The organism is Acidobacteriota bacterium (genome assembly GCA_004299485.1).
Lineage (GTDB): Bacteria > Acidobacteriota > Terriglobia > Terriglobales > SCQP01 > SCQP01.
The window spans coordinates 245542-271284 of record SCQP01000002.1; the positions used below are offsets into that span (position 1 = coordinate 245542).

Below are 25743 nucleotides of genomic sequence, written 5' to 3' on the forward strand. Positions count from 1 at the left end.
GAGGATGGCGATGACGCTGACGAGCGGAGTTTTGCGCAGCACGCGCAGCGCGTAGACTACGTCCCTCATATCCGTGGCCTACGCGCACGCCCGTCCCTTAGTTTCGTCTCAAGCGGAGCCGGGGCAGGGGGCCTCCGGCGCAGTGGGCTCCCGGCCTTAATAGGGAGCGGGCCGCGGCGGCAGCGTCGCGCTGGGTGCCCGCGATCAAGGCTATAGTCCCGATTCAGCAGCTCCGGGCAGCGAGGGTCTCCGAGGCGCGCAGCAGCCGCTCACGATGCTGCGGCCCCAGCGCCGCCAGATACGGCAACAGGGCCTGGACGAAGGCGTCCTCAACGATGCGGACGTTGCCCAGATTTGGCTCCAGCAGGCGCGCCACGCTGGTCTCCATCGCCGTGGCCATGCGCTCCAGCGAGGTGAGCGTGGGCGTGGCCTTGTCGTTCTCGATCTTACTGACGTAGGTGCGGGGCACGTGCATGCGCTCGGCCAACTGGCGCTGGCTCAAGCCGCGGCGCTGGCGCCACAACCGGATGGCTCGCGCCACGTCGGGTACGGGGATGCCGGTGGCCTCGGCGGTCTCGATGCCGGGCTCCAGCTCGTCATGAGCCTTGGAAATATGCGCCACGACCGGCTCCGGTTCCGGGACCGCATCGAGCGATTCGTGGCAGCGGCGGCACAGGCTGTTTTGGGTGCGGAATTGCACCAATTGGCATTGGGGGCAACGCAACACTTCGCGCGGGTCTGCGAATCGACCGGCACTAAAAGCCGAAGCAGACACCGATGTGTCTGTCTGTGGGGCGTTGTCCAGAACGGCAGCTAAATTGGTTCCCATGCAAGGATGGGAGAACAGCCAGAGCGAGACTAGAATGTCGTGTTAGGCCGGCAGAGTCAAGAAGAAAGTGATCAGTGGCCGGGGGCCAGGGTCCAGTTGGACTCGACGGCTTGAAAGACCCCTGACAGCGCTGAGTCCAATTGGGCGGGGTCGGCGCCGCCGGCTTCGGCGAGCTCGGGACGGCCTCCGCCCTTGATGCCCGGGAGGGCCTTGAGAATCGCTCCCGCAGGCAGCCGGGGCGCTAAATCCGGCGTGACGGCTACGATCAGGGCGAATTTCTCGCCCTGCACACCGCCGAACGCGACCACGCCGCTGCCCAACTTCTGCCGCGCCTGGTCGGCCAGCACGCGCATTTCGGCGCGGTCGAGATCGTCTACGCGCTGGGTGACTACTTTGATTCCCTGAATCTCGCGCTGCTGGCGTGCCGCGCCGGCGCCGCCTGCTGCCGCTTGCATTTTCAGACGCCGAATCTCCGCCTGCGCCTGATGCAATTGGTCGAGCGAGCGTTCGGCCGCGGCAACCAGTTCCGGTTCGGTGGTGTGCAGCAGGGCCGTCAACTGGTGCACGCGTTGGCTCGCCGCCTGGGCCAGTTCATACGCGCCCAGGCCGGTGACGGCCTCAATACGGCGGATGCCGGCCGCGACGCTGGTCTCGTAAACAATCTTGAACAGGCCGATGTCGCCGGTGTGATGGGTGTGCGTGCCGCCGCAAAGCTCCTGACTGAAGCCGGGCACCGTGACCACGCGCACCTGCTGCTGATACTTTTCGCCAAACAGCGCCATCGCGCCGGTGGCCAGGGCTTCGTCGAGCGGCATGATCCGCGTCTCGACCGGCGCGTTTTTGAGGATCTCGGTGTTTACCAGCCGTTCGATCTCTTCAAGCTGTGCGGGCGAGATCGGGGTGAAGTGGGTGAAATCAAACCGCAAGCGGCCCGGCTCAACCACCGATCCGGCCTGCTTCACGTGCGTTCCCAATACCTGCCGCAGCGCCGCGTGGAGCAGGTGCGTGGCCGTATGGTTGCGCCGGGTGGCGTCGCGGCGCTCGACGTCGACCATGGCCTCGACGTGCTCGCCGGGTTGCAGCGTCTGTTTGGCGCGAATGCGATGCACGTTCAATCCGCTGACGGGCGCATAGGTATCGAGTACCTCGGCCGCCAGGCCAGCGGCGGTGGTCCAGATGCCACGATCACCAATCTGGCCGCCGCTTGCGGCATAAAAGGGCGTGTGATCCAGTACGGCTTCGAGTTCCGCGCCCGGCTCGGCGCTCGCGACCGGCTGGCCGTCGCGCAGCAGCGCCCGAATGGTCGCGTCGGGGCTATCGGTCGATTCGTAGCCGTCAAAGCGGGTGCGCCCGGCGGCCACCAGCTCTTGGTACACGCCGCTGGCGCTCGCCTGTTGGCCACCTTTCCAGCTCGCCCGCGCGCGCTCGCGCTGTTCCGCCATGGCGGTTTCGAAACCGGCCTCGTCAATACAGAAGTGCCGCTCGCCGGCGATCTCGCGGATCACATCCAGCGGCAATCCGAAGGTGTCGTACAGCCGGAAGGCTTCGGCGCCTGCCAGCCGTTTCGGATCGGCGGCGAGCGATTTTTCCAGCTCGTTCAGCGCCAGCGCCAGCGTATGGGCGAAGCGGTCTTCTTCCGCCTTGAGCACTTCAGCCACGCGCGCGCGGCTGTCGTTCAGCTCGGGATAAGCCGGCGCCATTACATCCGTCACTGTGCCGGCCAGTGCATACAGAAACGCCTCTTCGAGCCCTATCGTCCGGCCGTGACGCAGCGCCCGGCGGATAATTTTCCGCAGCACATAGCCCCGCCCTTCATTCGCTGGCAGCACGCCATCGTGAATCAGGAACGTCGACGCGCGCGCATGATCGGCCAGAATGCGAAGCGCGATGTCGCTTTTTTCCCCGACGCCATAGCGCACGCCGGCGCGTTCGCCCGCGGCCGCGATAATTGGCTGGAACAAGTCGGTATCGTAGTTGCTGATCTTGCCCTGCAGCACGGCAGCGAGGCGCTCCAGCCCTGCTCCGGTATCGATCGAGGGCCGCGGCAGCGGCGTCATCTTGCCACTGGCATCGCGCTCGAATTGCATGAAGACCAGGTTCCAGATCTCGACGTAGCGGCCGCAGTCGCAGGGAAAGCGGCAATCCTTGTGCCCCTGCTCGCTGGCCTCGGGACCCTGATCATAGTGCAGCTCCGAGCATGGCCCGCACGGCCCGGTATCGCCCATGGCCCAAAAGTTTTCCGTCGCGCCCAGCCGGAAGACTTTATCCGCTGGCAGGCCAATCTTCTGCCGCCAAATCGCTTCGGCCTGGTCGTCGTCTTCGTATACGGTGGCGTACAAGAGTTTTTCGGGAAGGCCAAAGTCCTTGGTCAGCAGCTCCCAGGCAAAAGGAATCGCTTCATCTTTGAAGTAGTCGCCGAAGCTGAAATTGCCCAGCATCTCGAAAAACGTGTGGTGCCGATGCGTGAAGCCGACGTTCTCAAGATCGTTATGCTTGCCGCCGGCTCGCACGCACTTCTGCACCGAGACCGCACTCACGTAATCGCGCTTTTCCTGCCCCAGAAACACGTTCTTGAACTGGTTCATCCCGGCATTGGTGAACAGCAGCGTCGGATCGCCCTGCGGCACAAGGGATGAAGAGGGGACGGCGCGGTGTCCGCGTGCCTCGAAAAATTCCAGAAAGCGCCGCCGGATTTCGGTGCTGGAAGGCATAAGTTAACAGTTTACAGTTTACAGTTCACAGCAAAACGCCCCGATCTGCACAGGGACCGGGCCGTTGTCGCTGAATTGAGCGCCACGCGGGTGGCGTGGCGCAGCCACGCCAGGCTCCGCGCAGTCAAATGTTTACGGCTGTGAACTGACCGTCACCGGTGCCAGCTTGTTCTGCTGCAGCAGGGCGTTGAAAGCCACGATGTCCTTGGCCTGCAGCTCCCGCCAGGCGGCGAGCTGGGCATCGAGTTGGCTGCGCAGAAGGCTGTAGACCTCAATCGAACCTTGCTGCGGCGCGCAGGTGCATTCTTCGACGCGGCCGCCGAGAACAGCCAGCTTGTTGTCGAGCATGATGGGAAAGTTGAGCGGATCCTCCCCGCTCTTGTTATCGAGATTGCTGATCTTGTAAATCGCCGTGTGCAGCTTGCCGTGCAGCAAGTTGCCCGCTGCCTGCACCGAAGCCGGCGCCGAGGTGTCGACCCGCGCGATCTGAGTTTGCAGGGCCAGCATCTGCCGCACCGCGCCCCAGGCTTGGGTCAGGTCGTGGTTGATCTTTACCGCCAAATCCCACTGGGCGACCAGATCGGCATGCGTGGCATGCAGGCGGGGATCGAGCGTCACCGTCAGCGGTTGGCTGTACGATTGCCCGTCCACCGTCAGCTTCACCGTGTACTCGCCGGTCGGAACAATAGGCGTGACGCCGCCGCGCGCGCCCCACAGCACTTCGCCCTTGATCGGCTCGGGCGCGGTCAGCGCCTCCAGGTTCCAGGTGAAGCGGTTGAAACCCTGCTTATTGGGTACGGTGACGCCGTGCCGGAAAAAGCGCGCGAAGCCGCCGCGTTCGCCGCCGCTATTGGCGCGCGGTTTGGGGTTGTTGGCGCTGCTGAAGCTCTTCATCACTTCGCCCTGCGCGTTGGTGACGGTGATTTCTACCGGCCCTTGCGGCGGCTGCGCGAGGTAGTAGTCAATCACGGCCGGTCCGGGAGGGTTCTGCGCCACGCTGCCGCCGCGCTCAAAGAAGTCGAAGCCGCCGCCAAAGGTGCGTCTGGCCGGCTCGGGCTTAAATAGCGTCGCCTGCGTTGAGGCAGTGGCCGGTTTCCATTGCCGCAGCGGCGTGATGTCGTCCAGGCTCCAGAAGGCGCGGCCGTGCGTAGCCAGCACCAGGTCGTTGTCATGCACCTCGAGATCGCGTACGGAAACGTGCGGCAGGTTCAACTGCAGCGGCTGCCACTGCGCGCCGTTGTCGAAGCTGACGAAGACGCCGCGCTCGGTGCCGGCAAACAGCAGCCCTTTGCGCACCGTGTCGGGCGCAACTTTCTGCACGTAGTAGCCGTCGGGAATGCCGTTGGTGATCTTCGTCCAGGTCTGGCCGCAATCGTCGGTGCGGTAGGCGTAGGGCGCGAAGTCATCGAGCTTGTTGCGCCGCGCAGCCACGTAGGCTGTGCAGGCCGCAAAGGGTGACGCGGCGATGTTGCCGATTTTGGCCCACTGGTGATCGGGCGCTTTGAGATCAGCCGGCGTCACGTCGCTCCAGTTCTTGCCGCCATCGCGCGTGATGTGGATCAGGCCGTCGTCGCTGCCCGCCCAGAGGATGCCTTTTTGCACCGGCGAGACGGCAACCGAGAAGATGACGTCATAATATTCGGCGCTGGTGTTGTCCTGCGTGATTGGCCCGCCGGAGGAGATCTGCTTCGATTTGTCGTTGCGGGTTAAATCCGGGCTGATGATCTGCCAGTGATCGCCCATGTCCGTGCTCTTGAACAGCATCTGCGCGCCATAGAAGACCACATTGGGATTCCAGGGTGAAGTTGCAATCGGCGCCGTCCACTGGAAGCGATATTTCATGTCAATGTCGCCGTGGCCCATGGGGTTATCGGGCCAGGGGCCGATGGGCACCGACAAGCCCATCTTCACGTTGTAGCGCGACATGTCGCCGTCATAGGACTCGCCATAGACGATATTCGAGTCATTCGGTTTGGGTACCAGCCAACCGCTCTCGCCGCCGGAGGCGCCGTACTGATCCTGTGGGCCAATGAAGCCATGATTGGTGCGGCTGGCGATGACCACCGAGCCGGCATCCTGCTTCTCGCCGTAGAGGTGATAGTTCACGTCGTTGTCGGTGGCGATGGAATAGAACTGGCCGGTGGGCTGGTTCAGATTGGTCGACCAATTCTTGCCGTTGTCGAGTGAAATGAAAGCGCCTTCGTCCGAGCTGGTGATGAAGTGCGTCGGAGTTTCGGGATCAATCCAGAAGCCGTGGCTATCGCCGCCATGAATCGTCTTGAATTTCACCCCGCCATCGGTCGAACGGTACAGGCCCGTGTTCTCGACATAGACCATATCGTTGCTCTTGGGATCAGCAAAAATATGCGTGAAGTACCAGGCGCGCTGCCGGTACTGGTCACTGTCATTCACCAGCTTCCAGGTGGCGCCAGCGTCGTTCGATACATACAAGCCGCCGTCCTTGGCCTCTATCAGCGCATAGACGCGCTGACCGTTCGGCGCAGCGGCTACGCCGATTTTGCCCCACACGCCACCCGGCAAGCCATGGCCGGCGACCTGGGTCCAGGTGTTGCCTCCGTCAATCGACTTGTACAGGCCGCTGCCCGGGCCGCCGCTATCGGCGCGCCAGGGCAGGCGGACGAACTGGTACAGCGCGGCATAAAGAATCTGCGGATTCTGCGGATCGAAGACAACATCCACGCCCCCGGTCTTGTCGTTCTTGTACAGGACCTTCTCCCAGGTTTTGCCACCGTCGGTGGTGCGGAAAATGCCGCGCTGGGCGTTCGGGCCGGAAGCGTGCCCCATCGCCGCCACGAACACGCGGTTCGGATCGTGTGGGTCGATGACGACGTGCGCGATGTGCTGGGTGTCGTCGAGGCCGATGTGCTCCCAGGTCTTGCCGCCATCGGTGGATTTGTACATGCCGTCGCCGTACGAGATGTCATTGCGCAGGCAGGCCTCGCCGGTGCCGACATAAATTGTGTTGGGGTCGGAGGGCGCGACTTCGAGCGCGCCAATCGACTGCACCGGCTCGCGGTCAAACAGCGGCTTCCAGCTCTTGCCGGCGTCGGTAGTCTTCCACACTCCTCCATCCACCGAGCCGAAGTACCAGACGTCGGGGTTGCCGACCACCCCGCTGACCGCCTCGGTACGCGCGCCGTTATAGGGTCCGACCAGGCGATAATGCAGGTTCGCCAGGACTTGATTGATGCCGCCGCCCGATTGGGCGTGAGCCGGTAAAGCCCGGGTTCCCATCCAGCCCGCAACCGCGAGTGCTGCTCCGGCCGCCACACCCATGACAATGTTTCGCTTCATGATCGACAGGTCCTCCTGGACAGAAACACCGCTCCAACATCCTATTCCAGACGCGGGATTCAGGAAACAGGATTTTACATCCAACGCCGTCCTCTTTCGAACGCACAAGGGGGAGCCGGCCAGCGGGAGGTGTGGGGCGCAGCCCCGCGTAAAGGCGGCGAGAGCCGCAAACAGGTTTTTGCATCCAAGGCGAACATGGCGAAATCAGCAAGTGTCATCGTAATTACCGGGGCCTCAGCCGGCGTGGGCCGTGCCACTGTACGTCACTTGGCCGGGCCCGGCGTCAAAATCGGCCTCATTGCGCGCGGCAAGCTGGGCCTCGAAGCCGCTCGCTCCGAAGTGGAAGCCGCTGGCGGAACCGGCATGGTCCTGCCCACGGATGTCGCCGAGGCCGCCCAGGTGGAAGCTGCCGCGCAGCGCGTGGAGGATCACTGGGGCCCTCCCGATGTCTGGATCAACGACGCCATGACCTCGGTATTTTCGCCGGTGAAAGAGCTCCATCCCGACGAAATTCACCGCGTCACCGAGGTCACCTATTTGGGCACCGTCTACGGCACCATGGCAGCGTTGAAACGTATGTTGCCGCGCAATCGCGGCGTCATCATCCAAGTCGGCTCGGCGCTGGCCTATCGCGCCATCCCGCTCCAGGCAGCTTACTCCGGCGCCAAGCACGCCGTTCAGGGCTTTACCGAGTCGCTGCGCTGTGAGCTGCTGCACGACCATAGCCGCGTGCGCGTAACTATGGTGCAAATGCCGGGGCTGAACACGCCCCAGTTCGACTGGGTGAAAAGCCGCTTGCCTCATCGCGCGCAGCCGGTGCCTCCAATCTACCAGCCTGAAGTCGCCGCCCGTGCTATTGCGTTTGCCATTCGTCATCCGCGCCGCGAAGTTCTGGTGGGCGGGTCCACCGTCAGTGCGGTTCAGGCCAACAAGCTCGCCGCCTGGTGGCTTGATAACTACCTGGCGCGCACCAACTACCGGGCGCAGCAGACGAACGAACCCGAGGATCCCTCGCGCCCCAACAATCTCTGGCACCCAGTCGAGGGCGACCGCGGCGCCCATGGCCGTTTTGACGACCGTGCTCGTGACCACAGCCGCGAGCTCTGGGTCGCCCGTCACCGTCCCGCCGGCTGGGGCTGGTTGCTGGTCGGTGCCGGCGCTGCCGCCGTGGCCGGCGCCCCGTTGCTGCTGAAAGCGAGCAACAAGCTTCCCGAGCTCGTCCGCCGCGCCGCCTAAGCAGATTCGGTTATATCCTAACGGCATGGAAACGAATTGGGTCGAGCTGCCTGTTAGCGATGAAACTGCTATGGCGGCATTTATAGCCAAGCCCGACGCCGCCTCGCGCCGCGGGGTTCTGGTTTTGCAGGAAGCCTTCGGCGTCAACGGCCACATTCAAGAGGTGGCGCAGCGGCTGGCGAAGCTGGGCTACTGGGCGATCGCGCCCGATTTGTTTCATCGCACCGCGCCGCGCTTTCAGGGTGACTATGGCGACTTCCGTCCTGCGATGCCGCACATGAAGGCGATGAAATACGAGGCGACCGCAGCCGACGTCCGCGCCTGCTATGACTGGCTGGTGCAGCAGAGCGCAACCGACGTGAGCTCGATCGGCTTCTGCATGGGCGGCCGCGTCTCAGTGCTCGCGGCTCAGGTTCTGCCCCTTAAAGCTGCGGTGTCGTTTTACGCCGGCAATATCCTGAGCCTGCGCGGTCACGTTGCCGAGACGCAAGCGCCGCTGCTCCTGGTATGGGGCGACCGCGACCAGCACATCCCGCGCGAGCAGCGCGACGAGTTCGCCGGTCTGCTGCGCGCCGCCCACAAGAGCTTCGTCGAATGCACCTTCGGCGACGCCGGCCACGCCTTCTCCAACGATCAGCGCCCCAGCTACCACCCCGCCTCCGCCCGTCTCGCCTGGGCCCTGGCCACTGCCTTCCTGGCGCAGCCGTAGACGCTGGACTTAGACAAAAATGTGACATTGTCGGCCTCGGCAGACGGATTTGCTGAGTTGTGCGCCAAAACACTCTGTCCCAGCGCGACATATACCTTGACAGACCTCATTTACGCGCTGATTCTTACCGCATGGAACGCGAGGCCCTTCTTTCGTTCTTTCATAGCATTTCGCCGGAGAAAGATCATGGCGTATTGCATTAAGCTGATCTACCAGGAGACCGTCGCAGTCCTTTCGGTTGCGCCGCGCGCGGCTGCGGACGAGGTTGCCGGGAAGTTAGGCGTTGATCGACACACCTTGCACAGGGCGGTGCGGGCGTGCGGTACGAGCTTTCGGGAACTGCAGCGCGCAGCTACGCTCCGCGCACTCGAGCGGATCGCTGAGTCTGGGCCGCCGCGCTCGGCAAAGCTCATCGCCTTCGAGATAGGGTTTCCTTCCGCCGCTGCTCTGGCGCACTATCGCGTGCGGAATGCGCCTCAAATGTCCGGTTTTGCGCCCAAACGTCATCTTGACACCTGCTGACCCGGGCGGACAATTGCAAGTATCGTGGCGTTAGATCATGCGGTGACACGGCGCGGTTTCCTTGGCGCGGCCGGAGCGGGGCTGGCCGCCGTTAGCCTGGCTGCGCAGCCGATGCTTGCTGGCGACGCGGGCGAAGATGCCCGCCGCGAGCACAGAAGCTTTGAGGTCCGCGAGCGCGCGGCGCGGAGCGAGCTGCGGGCAGATGCTGAACCCCAGGTCAACAACGGAGATGAGGCGCTCTATCCAAATTTCATCGCCTCCTACTCCAAGGGGTTGCCGCATAACACGCTGGACGAGGTGGACGCTGCGGCTTACCGCACCCTGCTCCGCGCCCTGAGGATGCTTCCGGACACCTCCGTGCTATCCGGACTGCGGCTCGGCGGCAGCGAAAAACTGATCAACCCCATGGCGGGCGTGGCGTTTGATCTGGAGGGCATTGACATTCAAAAACTGGCGGCGCCGCCCGCGCACACGCTCGCCAGCGCCGCGCGGGCGGCGGAGATGATCGAGCTTTACTGGATGGCGCTGTGCCGCGACGTGCCGTTTTGTCAATACAGCTCCCACCCGCTTGCGCTAACCGCTTGCCGCGCGCTTGGAGTCACGTCCGGCGACCTCTTCCGCGGCAACCTGCCGGGCGACGTTATCGGCCCATACGTGTCGCAGCTCATGCTGACGCCGTTCAGTTACGGCCAGTACCAGCTCGACGGCCGGCTGACCACATTTCCGGCAGGAGCCGACTACCTCGCCGGGCCGGACGCGTGGCTCGCCTGCCGCAATGGTCAAGGCCCGTTCCCGGCGCCGCAGACCGATCCGGTTCCGCGCTACTTCCGCTGCGGCCGCGATCTCGCCGCCTACGTACACAGCGACAACGCCTGCGAAGGCTTCTACAACGCCGGCCTGCGCCTGTACGCGCTCCACGCGCCGCTAAATCCAGGCAATCCGTATCTGGCGCTGCGTGATCAGTCGCCGTTTGCGACCTTCGGCGTTCCATCTACCCGTTGCACCCAAGCGTGCTCTCATCCGAAGCTGCGGCGCGCACCGCCGGGCGCTGGGGCTCGTGGCTGCTGCCGCAGGCATTCCCCGAGGGCTGCCCGCAGCACCCCTCTTACACGCAGGCGCACGGCGGGGTTGCGGGCGCCTGCGCCACGATCCTGAAGTGCGCCTTTGACGGTTCGACGCCTTGGGTGTCGCTGGCGCCGGCGTTGCTGCAGGCGAGCGCCGATGGCCTCAGTCTCGAAGCCTACGCTGGCGCCGATGCGGCCCAGGTCACCGTGAACGGCGAGATCGGGAAGCTGTGCGGCAATATCGCGCTGGGCCGCAATTTCGCCGGCGTGCATTGGCACTCGGATTATTTTCAGGGCCTGCTGTTGGGCGAGGCCATGGCGCTGACGATTCTCGCCGACCAGCGCCCTACCTTTGGCGAAGCGTTTTCTGGTTTTGTGATTACCAAATTTAACGGCACCACGGTCACCGTCTGAGTAGGAGGGTTGTCATCCATGTCGCGTGAAAGCAGGAACGGGTTGGGGACCGCGGTCATTCTCGCGGCCGCGTTCTTTCTGGTGATGATGGTGGCCGCGCGCCGCGCGCCCACGCCGCCGCGGGCGCCAGAACCGCCGCAGCGGCCATCGCCGCCCAAGCCAGCGCAATATCCTCCCATGCCGCAGACGCTGGTGGGCGAGGCGTGGCGCACGGACGGGAATTTCGTAGCCAAAATCCACATACAGAACGTGCTTGCGGTGGCGGCGCTGGACGTTACCGTGACTCTCTACATGGCTGACGGTACACCCTACCAGCTCCCGGCGATAACAATCCCGAAGTCGGGGGAAGCCGATGTCAACATCAGCCAGGCGCTGGCGGGCGCGCCTGGCTCCCTGCTCGGTCATACGTCCACTTTTGGCAGCGCGACGCTGAGTTACGTGTGGAATTCTCCCGGGCACCTCGCCGCGGTGATTGAGAACAAAGACGTGCCGGACAGCCTCATAATTACGAATTCCTTCGAGCCAGCGCCCATGGCGGCGCCCGAACAGAAGCTCGCAGCGTCCATGCGGCGGATGGAGCAGAGTGCACCCTTCCACCTGGCGATGCCTTCCGGGATGCCTTCCGGGATGACCACGGCCCCGTCCGGCACCGCGATGCCCCCGATGGCTTGGATCGAGCAGGGGTTGTGGTGGCGGCACGACAAAGGCGTACAGGCCACGCTGGCGCTCGCGAACGCCGGACCCGTGAGCACCTCGGGCCGCTGGCGTCTGAGCAGCGCAAAGGGCGCGGAGGGGCCATGGAATAACATCGAGCTTGGGCCCCACTCCACAAGTGAGGTATCGCTGGACGCGGCCATCGACGCGCTGCCTCCCCGGCTGCGCCAGGCGGGCGGCGTCGAGGTGCAAGAACTCGAGGCGCCCGATATGCCCGCCTCCGGTAACTTGCTGGTCGCGGGCTGGTTGATCAACCCCGGCAACGGCTTTTCCGCCGACATGAACTTCACCATGACCATGAACTCCAAGCCGGCGCCAATGACCTTCGCCGCTCCGGGGATGATGCTGGGCGCGCCCATGGCCAGGGATCACTTCCCCGACGGCATACGTTTTCACCCCTATGGTTACCTGCGTAACGCGACCGCGCGACCCTTGGAGGTGACCTTGACGGCTGCGCTGGGCATGCCCATGGGCAGGAGCGCGGCGCCCGCGGCGGCCTCCCATGCCATTGAGCTGGGGCCGGGCGAAACCCGGCGCATCGGCCTGGCTGCCTGGGCACACCGCCTTCAGCGGGGCCCAGCTCCGCCGGGCGAGTCGCTGAATTGGTCGGCCAGTTTCGAGGGCGCTCCCGGCGATTTGGTGATGACTGCGGGCAGCGTAGACAGAAGCGGGAGCTACGTTTTTCAAGTGATGCCGCAGAAGGTGGGTGTCAGCGCGGGCGAGCAGTTGCCCTACTGGACGACCGTCGGCGGCAACAACACCATGTACTCGCTTTGGAACCCGACCGGCAGCGAGCAGGACTTGGTGCTCATGCTCACGCCCGCAGACGGAACGAACGCCTACGAAATGGCCATCAGCCTTGCGCCAGGCGCCTCGACCATGGTGGACGTCGGAATGCTGCGGGCCGAGGGCATGCCCGACCGCAAGGGGAATCTGCTGCCAGCGGAGGCCAACTCCGGTAGCGCCATGCTCGAGCCGGCGGGCATTCCCGCGCCCAACCGCCAGGGCGTTATCATAATGCCGAAGAGCGGGATTCCGGTGATGACAGTGGCCGTTTCAACCGGGGTATTCAACGCGCAGGAGGCGACCTGCAGCGTGTACTGCGGGCGCTGCTGCGCCTACGGCAACCAGGTGGTCACGACGAGCGCTTCCACGATCAACCAGGGCCAGACCTTCAGCGCCGAATATTGGGCAGTCAATTGCGATGGCCACAGCGTTGACCTCACCAACACGGCCAACTGGGGCGGCGCCCTCGGCGCCACGTTTGATGGCTACGACGCCTATGGCGACCCGCTGTTCACAGGCAGTAGCCCTGGGCAGGTGGAAGCCTGGGCCGACATCCCGAATGTCATCCAGAACCCTGGTTCGGGCTACCCTTGTAGCTGCGGCTGCTGGTCGTCGGACTTCTTCGGCTCCGCCGATGTCACCGTCGATCCCGTGATTACCGGCCCGACCGACTTCTGGTGGTTCGGCGGAGTCAACCCCAGCGGCTATGCTACTTCGGTCACGCTGAGTGCCTCGTCGGGTAGCGGCTATCAGTGGAGCGTTGACTCAAATCCGGGTGAGGTGGACACCTCCTCGCTGACCGGCAGCTCGCTAACGGTTACTGCCTCGGGAGGTCCGCTTACTGCGGCAACGGTCGCAGTCTCGGTGGTTGTGAACGGGGCGAGGTCCGGCGAGTTCTACCTTCAACCGCATGAGCCCTACAAGCTTAGCGCGCTTGGCCCGCTCGATTATGCGGACTCAACTTATGGCTACAGATCCTTCGTGCAGTACGACATCCTAGATCAAACAGGCGCTCCCATGCCTAGCCCGATCCCGCTTCACGAAGAGTGGTGCAGTAGCACAGTCGAGGATTACTCAGGGACAAATTGGGGCTGGGGGTTGGCCGGAGGCGCCACCACCGCCGCGACGACGCCCGATTATTTTACTGATTAAATTACGCCGCCGCCGCTTTCGGACGGATTAATTCCCGTCCCCGGGTACACCGGCGGCTCACCGGTCACCCCCGTGCAGCACACGTGCCAGACTTGGTGGATTGGCACACAGTCTGCCGGCGCGGGATTCGAAGTACAGCAGGACCAGCTTCAAAAGTACATCAATGCAGGTCGCCACCTTTCTATCCAGACTCCATTCCCATAGCCGCGCTGCGATCCTTGCGCTGACTATCGCCGCTCCGGCACTCCTGTGCTCGGTCGCGCGCGCCCAGAACTGCGGGGGGCCCAAGCCAGGGTTCTGGCTGCAGGACGCTGTTGCGAGATCGCAGGTGATCGTGAGCGGTGTATATCTCGGGACTACGGGCCGACCGAGGATAACTGGTAGCAACCTAAGCGGGCAGCTCGGCCATTTCCTAGCGCGGGAGGTCATAAAAGGCCGCGCGCCCCTAGGGCCGGTTGTCATCGAGCTAGGCCCCGCGAGCCATGGAACCGCCGGGCAGTACGAGGTCGCGTTGCTAACCCGGTCAGACGGCTCGTTGGTTCCGGTGACTCTCAATTTATTCTGCGGTCGCTTTTCGCTGCTTCCGGCCGATCCCCGTGATTTTTCTGCACAGCGGACGGCGCTGGAGGAGGTTGTTCACGAAATCGGCAATGTGATGCTTGACGACCACGCACACCGGGCGACACGCCTCGAGGCGCTTCAGTACGTTTGTCTTGAGCCCTCGGCGGCACCGCAACTGATTGAGGCTAGCTCCGGCAAGGATTCGGAGGTCGAATACAGGGCGATGGGCTGTCGCATTGACCAGGGCGACGTCGGGCTCCTGGAGCGGCTTGCTGACAGCTTTGCGGCGGCGAACCCACCGCCCGCCGCGGTCCTTCTCGCACCGGCGATTGCCGGGATCTATTCCCACGGCAAATTCGGGGTACAGAAGCCGGGGCCGATCACCGCGCTGGCGAAGATGGCGCACGCGCGTCTCCCCGCGCTTCGATTGGCCGCCCTGCGCGCTCTGGGCCAGTGTGAATCGCTGCTCACGGTCCCGGCGCTGCGTCCGATTCTGCTGCATAGCCCAGATCCAGAAGACCGTTTCATGGCAGCTTACGCGCTGTGGCAAACCGTCGGCGGCATTTGGCCAGCGCCGACCGAGGCGGATTTCCGGGCGGACCCGTCAGGGATCACAAAGATTCTGCTCGACCGTGCAGCGTGCATGGAAAAGCACGAGGTTTGCGGGCCTGGATAGGCAGTGCCGCTTCGCCAGCCCGCGGTCGGAGCGGCCAAGGGTGGACATTGGGATGCTACAGGCCGAGGGCATGCCCGACCGCAACGGGAATCTGCTGCCTCCGGAGGCCAACTCCGGCAGCGCCATGCTCGAGCCGGCGGGCATTCCCGCGCCCAACCGCAAGGGCGTTATCATCATGCCGATGGCGGCAGCTTGGAGGAGCCCTGAGCGCTAGCGGGCGGACCCTGCCGGGAATCGGTGAAATCGGCACATCGCCGGCCGCGTCCAACCTGCGTGCCGCGCTCAAGACTGAACGGGACGCTTCAGTGCGCCACGCCATCGGCGCGTCGCTCAACGAAATCCTGACGCGCCCGAAGCCGCACCCGGCGAACCATTAAACTGAGGCGCCGCGGGATCCCGGGCGGCCGCCGCCACCCCTCCGGTGGGCGTGAACGGCATGTGCGCGCTCAAGGCGTACGCACTCAAATCGATTGATAAAATAGCATCGAGCGCAGGTAATGGCACGATCAGTACTAACTTTTAGGCGCCTTCTCTTGCTTATTCTGGCGTCGTCCGTTTGGTTCGCGGCAAACTTGTCTGCCCAGGCGCGCAGCGGCGCCCAGAACCGAAGTTCGATTTCTAAGCTGACCGCGGTTGCTCGACGCGAGGTCCGGCGCCTTGGATCGCAAAACCAAGCAACAGCAGGCTCCGCGCAGAAGCGGCTCATGCAGCTTGCGTGGGTATCACCCAAGGCAAGGGACAAGGTGATCGAACTGCTCATGCTGGCACTTGTCACGAGCATGGAAGACCAGGCGAAGTTCAGCAAGGTCGAGAGGATCACGCAGATTCTCGGTAAGCTCGAAGCCAAGCGCGCGGTGCCTGTCCTTGCCGTCAATATTGGATGGCACGGTTTAGTTTCGGACCTTTCACTTCGGCCATACCCATTCGCGCAGGCCTTGGTTGCGATAGGGCCGCCGGCGGTGGGCGCGGTGGGCGCGGTCCTAAGGGACGCAACGAGGCCAAGGGAGCGGGCCCTCGCGGCGGTCGTCCTCGGCCGGATCGGCAACAGCGCCGCCGCTGACGCTCTCCGCAGCGCTCAGCCCCGTGAGCGCGATGCCGACGTACGCCGCGCAATCGTCGCCTCGTTACGCGAGATCGGTCGAGCACCGCACGAAGGGCAGTAACGCGCCGCCCGTAGGCCTGAGTGGCGAGAAAGCCGACCGCCTCGGGGTGGACGGGAGACTAAAGCAGTTCCAGACCAGCTATAGCCCGGCAGACCGCGCGTTTGCGGCGTTGACATCAGGAAACACCGCTCGTTTTAACTCGGAGCGGGTGACACCAAGTCTGGAACTGCTTTAGAACCGTGCCTCGTCACGGAGGCGCCGTAACCAGACTGAGCTGGGCTCGTCGCTCGGTTTCTGGCGCGCGCGGAGGGCGTCAACGCGGTTCAAAAAGTGGCGAGCCACTCAGCGGCTTGACCGGCTCCTAGCGCGGCACCCAGGTGCGCCCGGCATCGCTTGTGCTCCAGCTTTGGCCGTTGGCTGCGGTAATGAGGCCGTGCTGCGCGTCGAGGAAGACGATACTGCGCAGCAGCACGCGGTGCGGGGGAAGGCCGGGCAGGGAAACGCGCTGCCAGTGCTTACCGCGGTCGATCGAGGTGTACAGCTCGTTGGCGTCGCCGCCGGCCCAGACGTGGCCCTCACGCACGTAGATCACATGCACTTCGACACCAGGCACGAACGGCACGGTGTGCCAGAAACCGGCGGTTACGGCTTTGAGCAGAGCGCCACTGCGCGAGATCGCCCAGCCTAGCTCGGCGGCAAGCTGCGGCGAATCGGGCGCCGGCACGGCGGCGGAGCTGGAGCTCGCAAAGCTGGCCGCCAGTGGAAATGCGGATGCGGGACTCACGGAGGGCAGCGCAGCCTCCAGAGGCGGCACGACGGCCAGCGTCGCCTGCGTACCGGATAATATCGGTTGCGCTCCGGTGACGCCGCCCCAATCCACCAAACTGCTGGACGTGCGCGCAGGCACTGCCTGATCTCGGAACCCAGCGCGTAGTGAAGCAAAATCAAAGTCCGCAGCGGGCTGCGCGGCGGGAGCAGTGGGCTGCGCTGGCCGCGTTAGTGCGGGCGGAGGACCCGCAAGTTTGGCCCATACCATGGGGGGCGCGGCGGGAACGGGCGCACCGGCCACCCTAGGCTGCGCAGGTGCAAGCTGGGGCGGATTCGTCTGCGAGACGGCTTGGGGCTCGGTGGCAGTGTGCCGGGCTGCCGGCGGCCGAACCCACCAGACGGCGCCCGCCACCAGAATGGCGCTGGCTGCCAGAGCCAATGGCGCCTGCCAGAGCCAATGGCCCGGCTCGCAGTGTGCGCGGGTCTGCGCCTGTAGCGCTACACCGGCGCAAGCCGCCAATTCGCGGCAGGGGGCGCAGGTGCTCAAGTGCGCTTCCAGGCCGCGCCGGTCGCGGGCGCTCAAGCCGCCCTCGAGGTAGGCGCCGACGGCGTCGGCATCGGGATGCGGGTTACAGAACACGCGGCCCTTCCTGCGGCTGCGCGCGCAGCGAGCGGCTCACGTCGATCTGCAGCCAGCGCGGATCGATATGCAGCGCTGCCTCGGCGGCTGCGGGACGCAGGCCCAGCCCCGCCAGTTCGCGCCGCATCTGCCGCCGCAATTGCCGCAACACGCGATCGAGCCGCCGGCTGACGGTGGACTCATGCACCCGCAATACCGCTGCGATTTCCGCCAGCGTGCGGCTGTCGAGAAAGTACAGGCACAGCAGCAGCCGCGCCGGTGCCGCCGCGGCGCGCAGCACGCGCGCCAGCGCTACGTCTACCGCGTTCCGGGCCGCAGGCGAACTGGCGGGCCAGCCGCTGTGCGGCGCTACCAGCAAAGCTTGCAGGCCCGCGCAATCTTCCAGCGCTACTTGCCGGCGCTCGCGCCGCCAGGCGTTGACGTGCGCCTGCGCCAGCAGCGTGCAGAGCCAGGCATCGAGGCTCCCCAGGCCGCTGTAGGCAAACAGTTTCGAGCGATGGCGCCCGTCGCCCTCCTGCGGCGCGTAAAGGTCGGTTAAAAGATTGTCCGCCAGCTCATCGGCACGCTCGGCGTTGTGGGTCAGTGTGCGCGCGGCGGCGCGCAAGCGCGGCTGACAGCGTCGCCATAGTTCTTCCCACGCCGCTTCTTCTCCCAGCGCGCAGGTCCGCGCCAGCATGAGGTCCGCCAGGTGCAGCCGCTTGCGGAAGCGTTGCCGCTCGGCGGCCGAGCTGCGTGGCGGCAGATGACGTTCTTCCACCTGCTCGATCCAGGCGTTGGCTTGCACCGGGCCGATGCGGAAGCGTTCGGCGCCGCTGGCGCTATACCAGTCCTGGCTCGTTCCACGCGATGACCGCACACGAGGCAGCATAGGAGGTTGCCCTCATCCTAGCAGTTCTGCTGCGGCCGGAACCTCAAAATTAAGGCAAAAAATAGATTGCAAGAGCCAGAAAAATGGGCGTTCTTACACGAAACGGCGGAAAACTTTGACCGGTTCCCGCCCATATTGGCCAGAGAGAAGTAGCCCGCGGCACGGTAGGCAGGTGCCGCGGGTGCTGGCCGTTCCAGCATGCCCATGCTAACGCGCCTTCCAACCCGCAGCCGAATCAGCGCCATCCTGGCCCTGGCGCTCCTTTTGGCAAGCTTGGCCGCCTTTTTTTACAGCCTGCGCCTACGGCGCCGGGACTGGAGCGCGGCGCCTCGCACCCGGCTGACGACGCTGATTCCCCCGCCCCCCGTCCGGCTCTAGTGGCGCGCCAGAGCAGCAGCTAAAATAAGGCTGCTGTGCCCCAAATATTTAACACATTGATGGAACGCGGGCGCCCAGCCGAGCTTCGCTCGGCGGCCCGCTTGTCGCGACCGCGGAGGTGGCGCCGGGGCCCCATTGGCCCCAGCGCCTCGGCCTGATGCCGCAGATATTCAGCACATCCCGCGCCGAAGCCGCCGTCTTTCGTTTTCCGGCGGTGTTTATTCCGCTGCTGGCGGTGGTGGCGCTGGTGCTGCAGACCTATCTGCCGGTGGTGTTCCACGCCGCAGTCTATTTGGATCTCCCGCTGCTCGTGGTGATCTATTGGGCCATCACGTATCGCCGGCCGCGCGGAGCATCGCTCGTGGGTGCCGTGTTGGGTCTCGCTCAGGACAGCCTGTCGCACACGGCACTGGGCGTGAACGGTATCTCCAAGACCGTCATCGGCTTTCTCGATGCCTCGCTTGGCAGCCGCTTCGATGCCGACCACCCCGGCGTACGGCTGCTGGTGGTGTTAGTTTGCTATGAGCTGAACCGCGCCATCCTTTATGCCCTGCAGCGTTTCCTGCTGGGCACCCCCGTCCTGTGGCATGGATGGATTACGCTGGTAGCAGCACTGGTAAATGGCCTCCTGGCGGTGATCCTGTTTCACGGTTTTGACCGCTTCCGGCACTGGGTGTAACGCAGACCATGGCGGAGATTCTCGATCGTAAAGACAAGCTGCCAGAAGGCCGCATGCGGCTGGTGCAGGTCTGCATCCTGATCGGCTTCATCGCCCTGGCCGGCGGCCTGTGGCAACTGCAGATTTTAAACGGCGTCAAATATGCCGAACTGGCGCGCGAAAACCGGGTCCGCATCATTCCCGTTCCTGCTCCCCGGGGACGACTCTACGACCGGCGCGGACGCCTGCTCGTGAGTAATTATCCTTCCTTCACCGCCTACCTGGTCCGGGAAGCGAATAAGCACTGGCGTGGCGATTTGCCCGCGATTGCCAAAGGGCTGTTTGTGCCTTTAAGCGATGTCGAAGCCGCCATGGACAAGTACGAATCCGCGCCTGCCTATCAACCGATTCCCATCAAGCAGGACATTACCATGGCCGACCAGGACTTCATCGCCGCGCATCGCGATCAGTTTCCGGAACTGGAGCCGGTGATGGCCAGTCGCCGTCTCTACCCGAAGAATGGCTACGCCGCCAATCTCATCGGCTATGTCGGCGAGCCCACGCCCCGCCAGGTGCGCGCAGACAATTTGCGTCCGGGCGCAGTGGTCGGCCAGTCGGGTCTGGAGGCCTTCTATAACAAGCGGCTCACGGGCGTGGATGGCGAGCGGCGGGTGCTGGTAAACAGCCGTGGCCAGGTCATGGGCCAGCTTTCCGAGCAGCCCCCCATCTCCGGCCACGATCTGCGTCTGACAATAGACGAAGACGTGCAGACGGCTGCGGAAGAGGCGATGGGCAACCGTCCGGGCGCAGTAGTCGCGCTCGATCCACGCACTGGTGCGGTGCTGGCGCTGGTCAGCCGGCCGACGTTCGATCCCAATGCGTTTGTGCAGGGCGTCTCGCCCCAACAGTGGCAGCGGTGGATTACCGACCCCGAGCATCCGCTCATGGATAAGGCCATCCAGGCGCAGCTCGCACCAGGCTCGGTTTTCAAGCTGGTGATGTCGGTCGCAGGGCTGCAGACCGGCATTGCGGAGAATCTCAACGTCGACTGCACCGGCGTCTTCTACTACTACGGCCATCCCTATCGTTGCTATATCTACACCGAAACCCACCACGGTCACGGCGTGCTCAACATTGCCCAGGCCATCACGCATTCGTGTGATTTCTATTTCTACACGCTCGGCAGCAAGCTCGGCATCCAGACCATTGATCAGTACGCCACCGAACTCGGCCTGGGTCAGCATACCGGCATCGACTTGCCCCATGAAGCGGCCGGCCAGATTCCCTCACCGGCGTGGCAGATGAGGCGCTTTCATCGCGCCTGGTATCGCGGTGAAACCATCAATGTTTCCATCGGTCAGGGATCCGTGACCACAACTCCCATTCAATTGGCCCGTCTGGCCGGCGGCATCGCCAGTGGCGGCCACTTTGCCCGCCCGCACCTGGATGCGGACGCTCCCAACACCGCAGGATTCAACGTGCCACTCAGTCCGATTACGGTCAGTGACATCCTGACGGGCATGCGCGGCGTGACCGAACCCGGCGGCACCGCCGCCAGCGCGCATCTCGTGGGCGTGAGTTGGGGGGGCAAAACCGGAACCGCGCAAACCATCTCCGATGCGGCCCTGCGCCGCCTCACCGGCAACACCAGCCGCTTCACACCCAATGTCTGGTTCGTGGGCGTCTCGCCCCTGCAAAATCCCCAAATCGCCGTCTGCGTCTTGTTCCAGCGCGGCTATGAAAGCTCCTATGCGGCCCGCATCGCCGCCCGCGTGGTCCAGGCTTACTGGCTGGCGGAAGCCAAAGAAGGGCTGCTGACGACCGAGACCGCTTCCAATTCGACCGCGGCCCACACGGCCACGGCGCCCGGGCAATTACCGCAATGACCAAATGGCGGGATCTGGATTGGGTGCTGCTGGCGTTGCTGCTGGCCATTTCGCTGCTGGGCATCCTGGAAATTCACAACGCCACCATTGCCACCAGATTTGCCCCTCTCTGGATCAAGCAGGTCTATTACCTGATTGCCGGCATCGGTTTGCTGCTGGTCTTCAGCCGGATTGATTACAAATTGATTCTGGAATCGAGCCCCTGGCTTTATTTGGCCTCCGTGGCGGCGTTGGGGCTGGTGCTGGTGGTCGGGCGGGCGATTTTCCATTCCCGCCGCTGGATCCCAGTGGCGGGAACGCACCTCCAGGTTTCCGAATTCGTCAAAATCGTTATAATTGTGGTGGTTGCGCGGTACTGCGGGTCAGCCCGCCTTTCCCTCGCCTGGTCCGATGTGGTGAAGGTAGGTGGTCTGGTCGGCATTCCAGCGGCGCTGGTGCTGCTGGAGCCGGATTTGGGCACGGCCCTCACCTACATTCCCGTAGCCATTGTGGGCTTGCTGCTGGGAGGCTTGCGCTGGCGCCAGGTTCTGGTGCTGGGACTGGGTTTCCTGCTGATGTTGCCCATTGCCTGGCATGAGCTTCATCCCTACCAACGGGACCGTATCATCGGGTTTTTGCAACCCCAGGCGGATCCATTAGGTAGCGGATACCAGGTTTTGCAGTCCAAGATTGCAGTAGGTGCAGGAGGAGTTTTGGGCCAGGGTATGGCCCAGGGTTCGCAGACGCGGGGCCAATTTTTGCCGGTTCCGCAGGCCGATTTTATTTTTGCCGCCTTTGCCGAAGAGTACGGCTTTGCCGGCGCGCTGTTGCTGCTGGGTCTGTATCTGCTGCTGCTGTTGCGGCTGATGCAGAACGCGCACTTGGCGCCGGACCGATACGCCGGCATGGTGGTGATGGGCGTGGTGGCGATTTTGACTTTTCACGTCCTGGTCAACGTGGGTATGGTGGTGGGCTTCATGCCGGTGACCGGCATCCCGCTGCCGCTGATGAGTTCCGGAGGATCGTCGTTGCTGTTCGTGTTCATTGCTATGGGCATTGTGATGAATATCCGCATGGCCCGCTTTGTGAACTGAGCAGCGTTTCTGTATTTTTGACTTTTTGATCGCCTGCTGAGCGCTGGGAGCGCCGCGGTGCGATCCGCTCGAGAGGAGCGAATGAACAAGGAATTGTATGTTTCGTCCACCCCCCATGAAACGCGTTTGGCCCTGGCGGAAGATGGGGAAATTGCCGAAGTCTATTACGAACGCGAAAAAGAGTATTCGCTAGCCGGTTCCATTTATAAGGGTCGCGTGACGCGGGTGCTGCCCGGCATGCAGTCTGCCTTTGTGGATATTGGCTTGGAGCGGGACGCGTTTCTCTACGTTTCCGACTTTTTTGAAGACAGCGAAGAGTACGACCGCGTCGTCAGCGAGGCCGAAAGCGCGGTGGCGCAACTGGAGCGGCCGGCCGCCGGGCCGCCGGAACCCTCTGCTGCAGCCGAACCGCCGGAAGCGCCGGCAGGCGGCGAGTTGCGCGACGATCGCCGGGGTCGCCGCGGGCGCCATCGCGGCCGCCGGGGCCGCAGCGGTATTCCGGAAGAAAAATTCGCTCGCCCCTCCGATGCGGGTGCACCGGAGCCGGCTGCGCTGGAAGAGAACGCACCTGCGCCTGCGGCTCCTGCCGCGGCCGCGGCATTCGTGCTGCCGGGTGAGTCGCTGGCCAAATATCGCCATCCCTTGCCGCCACCGCAGGCGAAAGTTGAGCCAGCGCCTGCGCCCGCGCGCCCAGCGGAAAAACCTCCGGCGCCGGCGCCCGCATCCGCTGCGGCATTCGTGCTGCCGGGGGAATCGCTGGCCAAGTATCGCCACCGCCAACAAACACCTGAAGAACCCGCCATCGAGCCAGAAGCCGAGCCGGAAGTGGTAACGCCCCCGGTGCTGGCTGAGATCGAAGCCAACGGTGGCGAAGCCGAGCCTGACGATGCCATGGCTGCCGCGGTCGCCGGCATAGAGGCGGAAGAAGACCAGTTCCAGCCCGATGCTCCGCTGGCAGCCGGGAAAGGGGAAGAAGACGAAACCGAGGAGGTAGCCGAGGCTGGTGAAGAGTTCGAGGCGGAAGATCCCGGCCAGGAACCTGGGGACAGCGATGATGCCAGCGCCGCCGTCCGCGCGCCCGAGCCCGAAGCCCGCTTGCAGGCGCCCGCGCGCGGCGACGAGGAGCGGCGCCGCGAACGCCGTGGCGGACGTCGCCATCGCCGCCGCCGGGGCGAAGGTCCTGCCACCGGCGCTGCGGCTGCTCCGGCTGAGGCGTCGGCGCCCGCGCCGGTGACGCGCGAGCCGCGCGAAGGCAAAAATGAATCGTCCCGCCTGATCAGCGACCTGCTGCACGAAGGCCAGGAGATTCTGGTCCAGATCGCCAAGGAGCCCATCGGCAAAAAAGGCGCGCGCATCACCAGTCATCTGGCGCTGCCCGGCCGTTATCTCGTCTACATGCCGACGGTGCATCACATCGGCGTGTCCCGCCGCATCGCCTCCGACGAAGAACGCGCCCGCCTGAAGCGCATCATTCTCGAACATACGCAGGAGCTGCCCGGTGGTTTCATCGTCCGCACCGCCGGCGCCGGCGCCAGCGAGGAAGAGCTGCGGGCCGACATCCGGCTGCTGGCCAATCTCTGGAATGATCTGCGCACGCAGTTTGACAGTGTGCGCTCGCCCGCCCTGTTGCATCACGACCTCGATCTGGTGGAGCGCACCCTGCGCGACCAGCTCTCGAAAGACTTCACCCACATCTGGGTCGACGCGGACGAGCAGTTTCAGCGCGTGTCCAAATTCGTGAGCCTGTTCATGCCGCAGTTGGTCGACCGGCTGCGCCTGTACACGCGCGAGGAGCCGATGTTCGAGCACTTTGGCGTGCAGGAAGAGATCAACAAGGCCTTACACAGCAAGGTTTGGCTCAAATCCGGCGGCTACATCGTCATCAATCAGACCGAAGCATTGGTGGCGATTGACGTCAACACCGGCAAATACGTGGGCAAATCCAACCGCCTCGAAGACACCATCGTCAAGACCAACGTCGAAGCGATCAGGGAGATTGTCCGCCAAATTCGACTGCGCGACCTGGGCGGCATTATCGTCATCGACTTCATCGACATGGACGAGCGCAAGAACCGTCAGAAGGTGCTGCAGGCGCTCGATGAAGCCATGCGGGCCGACCGTGCGCCCTCCAAGGTCCTGGCCTTCAACGATTTCGGTCTGGTGGCGCTCACCCGTAAGCGCGTCAAGCAGTCCCTCGAACGCACCCTCGGCAGCCCCTGTCCCTATTGCGAAGGAGTCGGCCTGGTGAAGTCGCCGGTGACGGTCTGCAATGAGATTTATTCCGAGGTCAAGCGCCTGGCGCCCTCCATCGAGCGCGACGATTTGGTGCTGCGCGTAAACCCGGAAATCGCCAAGCTGCTGAAAGCGCAGAGCGCCCAGCGCTTGCGCGAGATGGAAGATTTGGTGCGCAAGGCGATTTCGGTGCGCCCCGATCCGCAAGTCCACCAGGAGCGCTTCGAGATTTACTGATCCCGCGCCTCCCGATCCCTCTCCGTCTGCGAAAGCCAAACTGTAAGCTGTAAACTGTAAACTGTAAGCTTTTTTCTTATGTTCATCGAGAAACTGGAGCCTGTGGCGGCGCGCGCCGCGATTGCGGCCGGCCGTCAGGTGTACGAATGGAAAACTAAGGATCCGCATCAGTTGCCGATTGTGGGTCCCGCCTACGACGACCACCCCGGCCGTAACCGGGCCAAGCGCGAAGGCCGCTATGCGGAAACCCTCGAGCAGGCGCAGGCTGTGGCGCACACCATGAATACGGAGATAGTGCAGGCCTTCTTTCTCTCGGAGTAGAGCCGTGGAAACCACTAATTTACGTCTGAAAACCGGTCTGGCAGAGATGCTCAAAGGCGGCGTCATTATGGACGTCACCGACGCCGCGCAGGCCAAAATCGCCGAAGCCGCCGGCGCAACCGCGGTGATGGCGCTGGAGCGCGTGCCCTCTGACATCCGCAAAGAGGGCGGTGTGGCACGCATGGCCTCGATCCGCAAGATCCGCGAGATCATGCAGACCGTCTCGATTCCGGTCATGGCCAAGTGCCGCATCGGCCATTTTGTCGAGGCGCAGATTCTGGAAGCCCTGGGTGTCGACTACATCGATGAAAGCGAAGTGCTCACGCCGGCCGACGAGCAACACCACGTCGACAAGCACGCCTTCACCGTGCCCTTTGTTTGCGGCGCCCGCAACCTGGGCGAAGCCCTGCGCCGTATCGCCGAAGGCGCGGCCATGATCCGCACCAAGGGCGAGGCCGGCACCGGCGATGTGGTGCACGCCGTCCGCCATATCCGCACCATCGTGCAGGAGATGAAGCAGCTCACCATCATGAGCGAGCAGGAACTGTTCGCCCGCGCCAAGGAATTGGCCGCGCCCTATGAGTTGGTACGGCTGGTGGCGCGGGAAGGGAAGCTGCCGGTTCCGAACTTCTCCGCCGGCGGCATCGCCACTCCCGCCGATGCGGCGCTGGTGATGCAGCTTGGCGCCGAGGCGGTGTTCGTCGGCTCCGGCATTTTTAAATCCGAGGATCCCGCTGCGCGTGCCCACGCCATCGTGCGCGCCGCCACGCATTTCCGCGATCCCAAGGTACTGCTCGAAGTCTGCGAAGACCTCGGCGAACCCATGCGTGGCATCAACGCTGCCGCCATGCCCGTGGAGGAGCAGCTCCAGACGCGGGGCTGGTAAGTCC

At 64.1% G+C, this 25743-nt stretch carries 18 protein-coding genes; 13 read left to right on the forward strand and 5 right to left on the reverse strand.

Going from position 1 to position 25743, the window contains the following annotated elements:
- Window positions 1–223: 223 nt before the first annotated feature.
- From EPN33_04015 to EPN33_04025, 3 genes are all read right to left on the reverse strand, one after another.
- Window positions 224–829, reverse strand: coding sequence for an XRE family transcriptional regulator (locus EPN33_04015; GenBank protein ID TAN23993.1), 606 nt, complete (start codon window positions 827–829; stop codon window positions 224–226).
- Window positions 830–900: 71 nt separating this feature from the next.
- Window positions 901–3540: an alanine--tRNA ligase gene (gene alaS / locus EPN33_04020; GenBank protein ID TAN23994.1), complete on the reverse strand. Its 2640-nt coding sequence runs from the start codon at window positions 3538–3540 to the stop codon at window positions 901–903.
- A 132-nt stretch (window positions 3541–3672) separates the two neighbouring features.
- Entirely contained in the window at window positions 3673–6855 is a 3183-nt protein-coding gene (locus EPN33_04025; GenBank protein ID TAN23995.1) for a glycosyl hydrolase, read from the reverse strand.
- 195 nt (window positions 6856–7050) lie between these two features.
- On the opposite strand from EPN33_04025, the gene EPN33_04030 reads away from it, so the two are divergent.
- The 7 genes from EPN33_04030 (at window position 7051) to EPN33_04060 (ending at window position 15852) form a co-directional block, all read left to right on the forward strand.
- Entirely contained in the window at window positions 7051–8091 is a 1041-nt protein-coding gene (locus tag EPN33_04030) for an SDR family NAD(P)-dependent oxidoreductase (GenBank protein ID TAN23996.1), read from the forward strand.
- A gap of 25 nt (window positions 8092–8116) precedes the next feature.
- A complete protein-coding gene (locus EPN33_04035) occupies window positions 8117–8800 on the forward strand; it encodes a dienelactone hydrolase family protein (protein TAN23997.1) in 684 nt (227 codons plus the stop codon).
- Between the two features lie 546 nt (window positions 8801–9346).
- Window positions 9347–10477 (forward strand): hypothetical protein, encoded by a 1131-nt coding sequence (locus EPN33_04040; GenBank protein ID TAN23998.1) that lies wholly within the window; start codon window positions 9347–9349, stop codon window positions 10475–10477.
- A 29-nt stretch (window positions 10478–10506) separates the two neighbouring features.
- Complete coding sequence (locus tag EPN33_04045; GenBank protein TAN23999.1) at window positions 10507–10800, forward strand: hypothetical protein; 294 nt, start codon at window positions 10507–10509, stop codon at window positions 10798–10800.
- Window positions 10801–10818: 18 nt separating this feature from the next.
- Window positions 10819–13452 (forward strand): hypothetical protein, encoded by a 2634-nt coding sequence (locus EPN33_04050; GenBank protein TAN24000.1) that lies wholly within the window; start codon window positions 10819–10821, stop codon window positions 13450–13452.
- Between the two features lie 535 nt (window positions 13453–13987).
- Window positions 13988–14689, forward strand: coding sequence for a hypothetical protein (locus EPN33_04055; GenBank protein ID TAN24001.1), 702 nt, complete (start codon window positions 13988–13990; stop codon window positions 14687–14689).
- A 704-nt stretch (window positions 14690–15393) separates the two neighbouring features.
- Complete coding sequence (locus EPN33_04060) at window positions 15394–15852, forward strand: HEAT repeat domain-containing protein (GenBank protein ID TAN24002.1); 459 nt, start codon at window positions 15394–15396, stop codon at window positions 15850–15852.
- Between the two features lie 301 nt (window positions 15853–16153).
- Here EPN33_04060 and EPN33_04065 read toward each other — a convergent pair whose 3' ends face one another.
- Together EPN33_04065 and EPN33_04070 are read right to left on the reverse strand one after the other, a co-directional pair.
- Complete coding sequence (locus tag EPN33_04065; protein TAN24003.1) at window positions 16154–17200, reverse strand: hypothetical protein; 1047 nt, start codon at window positions 17198–17200, stop codon at window positions 16154–16156.
- Window positions 17190–18068 (reverse strand): sigma-70 family RNA polymerase sigma factor, encoded by an 879-nt coding sequence (locus EPN33_04070; GenBank protein TAN24004.1) that lies wholly within the window; start codon window positions 18066–18068, stop codon window positions 17190–17192. Before EPN33_04070 ends, EPN33_04065 begins: the two co-directional genes overlap by 11 nt.
- Before the next feature lie 535 nt (window positions 18069–18603).
- Between EPN33_04070 and mreD the strand changes: the two genes are divergently transcribed.
- The 6 genes from mreD to pdxS all read left to right on the forward strand — a co-directional run bounded on the left by mreD (window position 18604) and on the right by pdxS (window position 25739).
- The gene (gene mreD, locus EPN33_04075; GenBank protein ID TAN24005.1) at window positions 18604–19125 is read left to right on the forward strand and encodes a rod shape-determining protein MreD; all 522 of its coding nucleotides are present in this window, start codon (window positions 18604–18606) and stop codon (window positions 19123–19125) included.
- Between the two features lie 8 nt (window positions 19126–19133).
- Window positions 19134–20990, forward strand: a complete 1857-nt coding sequence (gene mrdA / locus EPN33_04080; protein TAN24006.1) for a penicillin-binding protein 2 — start codon at window positions 19134–19136, stop codon at window positions 20988–20990.
- Complete coding sequence (rodA, locus tag EPN33_04085; GenBank protein TAN24007.1) at window positions 20987–22063, forward strand: rod shape-determining protein RodA; 1077 nt, start codon at window positions 20987–20989, stop codon at window positions 22061–22063. The genes mrdA and rodA overlap by 4 nt, the downstream gene beginning before the upstream one ends.
- A gap of 81 nt (window positions 22064–22144) precedes the next feature.
- Entirely contained in the window at window positions 22145–24532 is a 2388-nt protein-coding gene (locus tag EPN33_04090) for an Rne/Rng family ribonuclease (GenBank protein ID TAN24008.1), read from the forward strand.
- Window positions 24533–24610: 78 nt separating this feature from the next.
- Window positions 24611–24853, forward strand: a complete 243-nt coding sequence (locus EPN33_04095; protein TAN24009.1) for a hypothetical protein — start codon at window positions 24611–24613, stop codon at window positions 24851–24853.
- A 46-nt stretch (window positions 24854–24899) separates the two neighbouring features.
- Window positions 24900–25739 carry a pyridoxal 5'-phosphate synthase lyase subunit PdxS gene (pdxS, locus tag EPN33_04100; protein ID TAN24093.1) on the forward strand — a complete coding sequence of 280 codons (840 nt, stop codon included), beginning with the start codon at window positions 24900–24902 and terminating at the stop codon, window positions 25737–25739.
- Window positions 25740–25743: the final 4 nt, after the last annotated feature.

What these genes read in the sequence shown, in the direction of transcription:
- pdxS (TAN24093.1), top strand. Translation starts at nt 24,900, where the DNA reads ATGCTCAAAGGCGGCGTCATTATGGACGTCACCGACGCCGCGCAGGCC.
- mreD (TAN24005.1), top strand. Translation starts at nt 18,604, where the DNA reads ATGCCGCAGATATTCAGCACATCCCGCGCCGAAGCCGCCGTCTTTCGT.
- EPN33_04035 (TAN23997.1), top strand. Translation starts at nt 8,117, where the DNA reads ATGGAAACGAATTGGGTCGAGCTGCCTGTTAGCGATGAAACTGCTATG.
- alaS (TAN23994.1), bottom strand. Translation starts at nt 3,540, where the DNA reads ATGCCTTCCAGCACCGAAATCCGGCGGCGCTTTCTGGAATTTTTCGAG.
- rodA (TAN24007.1), top strand. Translation starts at nt 20,987, where the DNA reads ATGACCAAATGGCGGGATCTGGATTGGGTGCTGCTGGCGTTGCTGCTG.
- EPN33_04095 (TAN24009.1), top strand. Translation starts at nt 24,611, where the DNA reads ATGTTCATCGAGAAACTGGAGCCTGTGGCGGCGCGCGCCGCGATTGCG.
- EPN33_04060 (TAN24002.1), top strand. Translation starts at nt 15,394, where the DNA reads ATGCAGCTTGCGTGGGTATCACCCAAGGCAAGGGACAAGGTGATCGAA.
- EPN33_04050 (TAN24000.1), top strand. Translation starts at nt 10,819, where the DNA reads ATGTCGCGTGAAAGCAGGAACGGGTTGGGGACCGCGGTCATTCTCGCG.
- EPN33_04090 (TAN24008.1), top strand. Translation starts at nt 22,145, where the DNA reads ATGAACAAGGAATTGTATGTTTCGTCCACCCCCCATGAAACGCGTTTG.
- EPN33_04015 (TAN23993.1), bottom strand. Translation starts at nt 829, where the DNA reads ATGGGAACCAATTTAGCTGCCGTTCTGGACAACGCCCCACAGACAGAC.
- EPN33_04070 (TAN24004.1), bottom strand. Translation starts at nt 18,068, where the DNA reads ATGCTGCCTCGTGTGCGGTCATCGCGTGGAACGAGCCAGGACTGGTAT.
- EPN33_04025 (TAN23995.1), bottom strand. Translation starts at nt 6,855, where the DNA reads ATGAAGCGAAACATTGTCATGGGTGTGGCGGCCGGAGCAGCACTCGCG.
- EPN33_04030 (TAN23996.1), top strand. Translation starts at nt 7,051, where the DNA reads ATGGCGAAATCAGCAAGTGTCATCGTAATTACCGGGGCCTCAGCCGGC.
- mrdA (TAN24006.1), top strand. Translation starts at nt 19,134, where the DNA reads ATGGCGGAGATTCTCGATCGTAAAGACAAGCTGCCAGAAGGCCGCATG.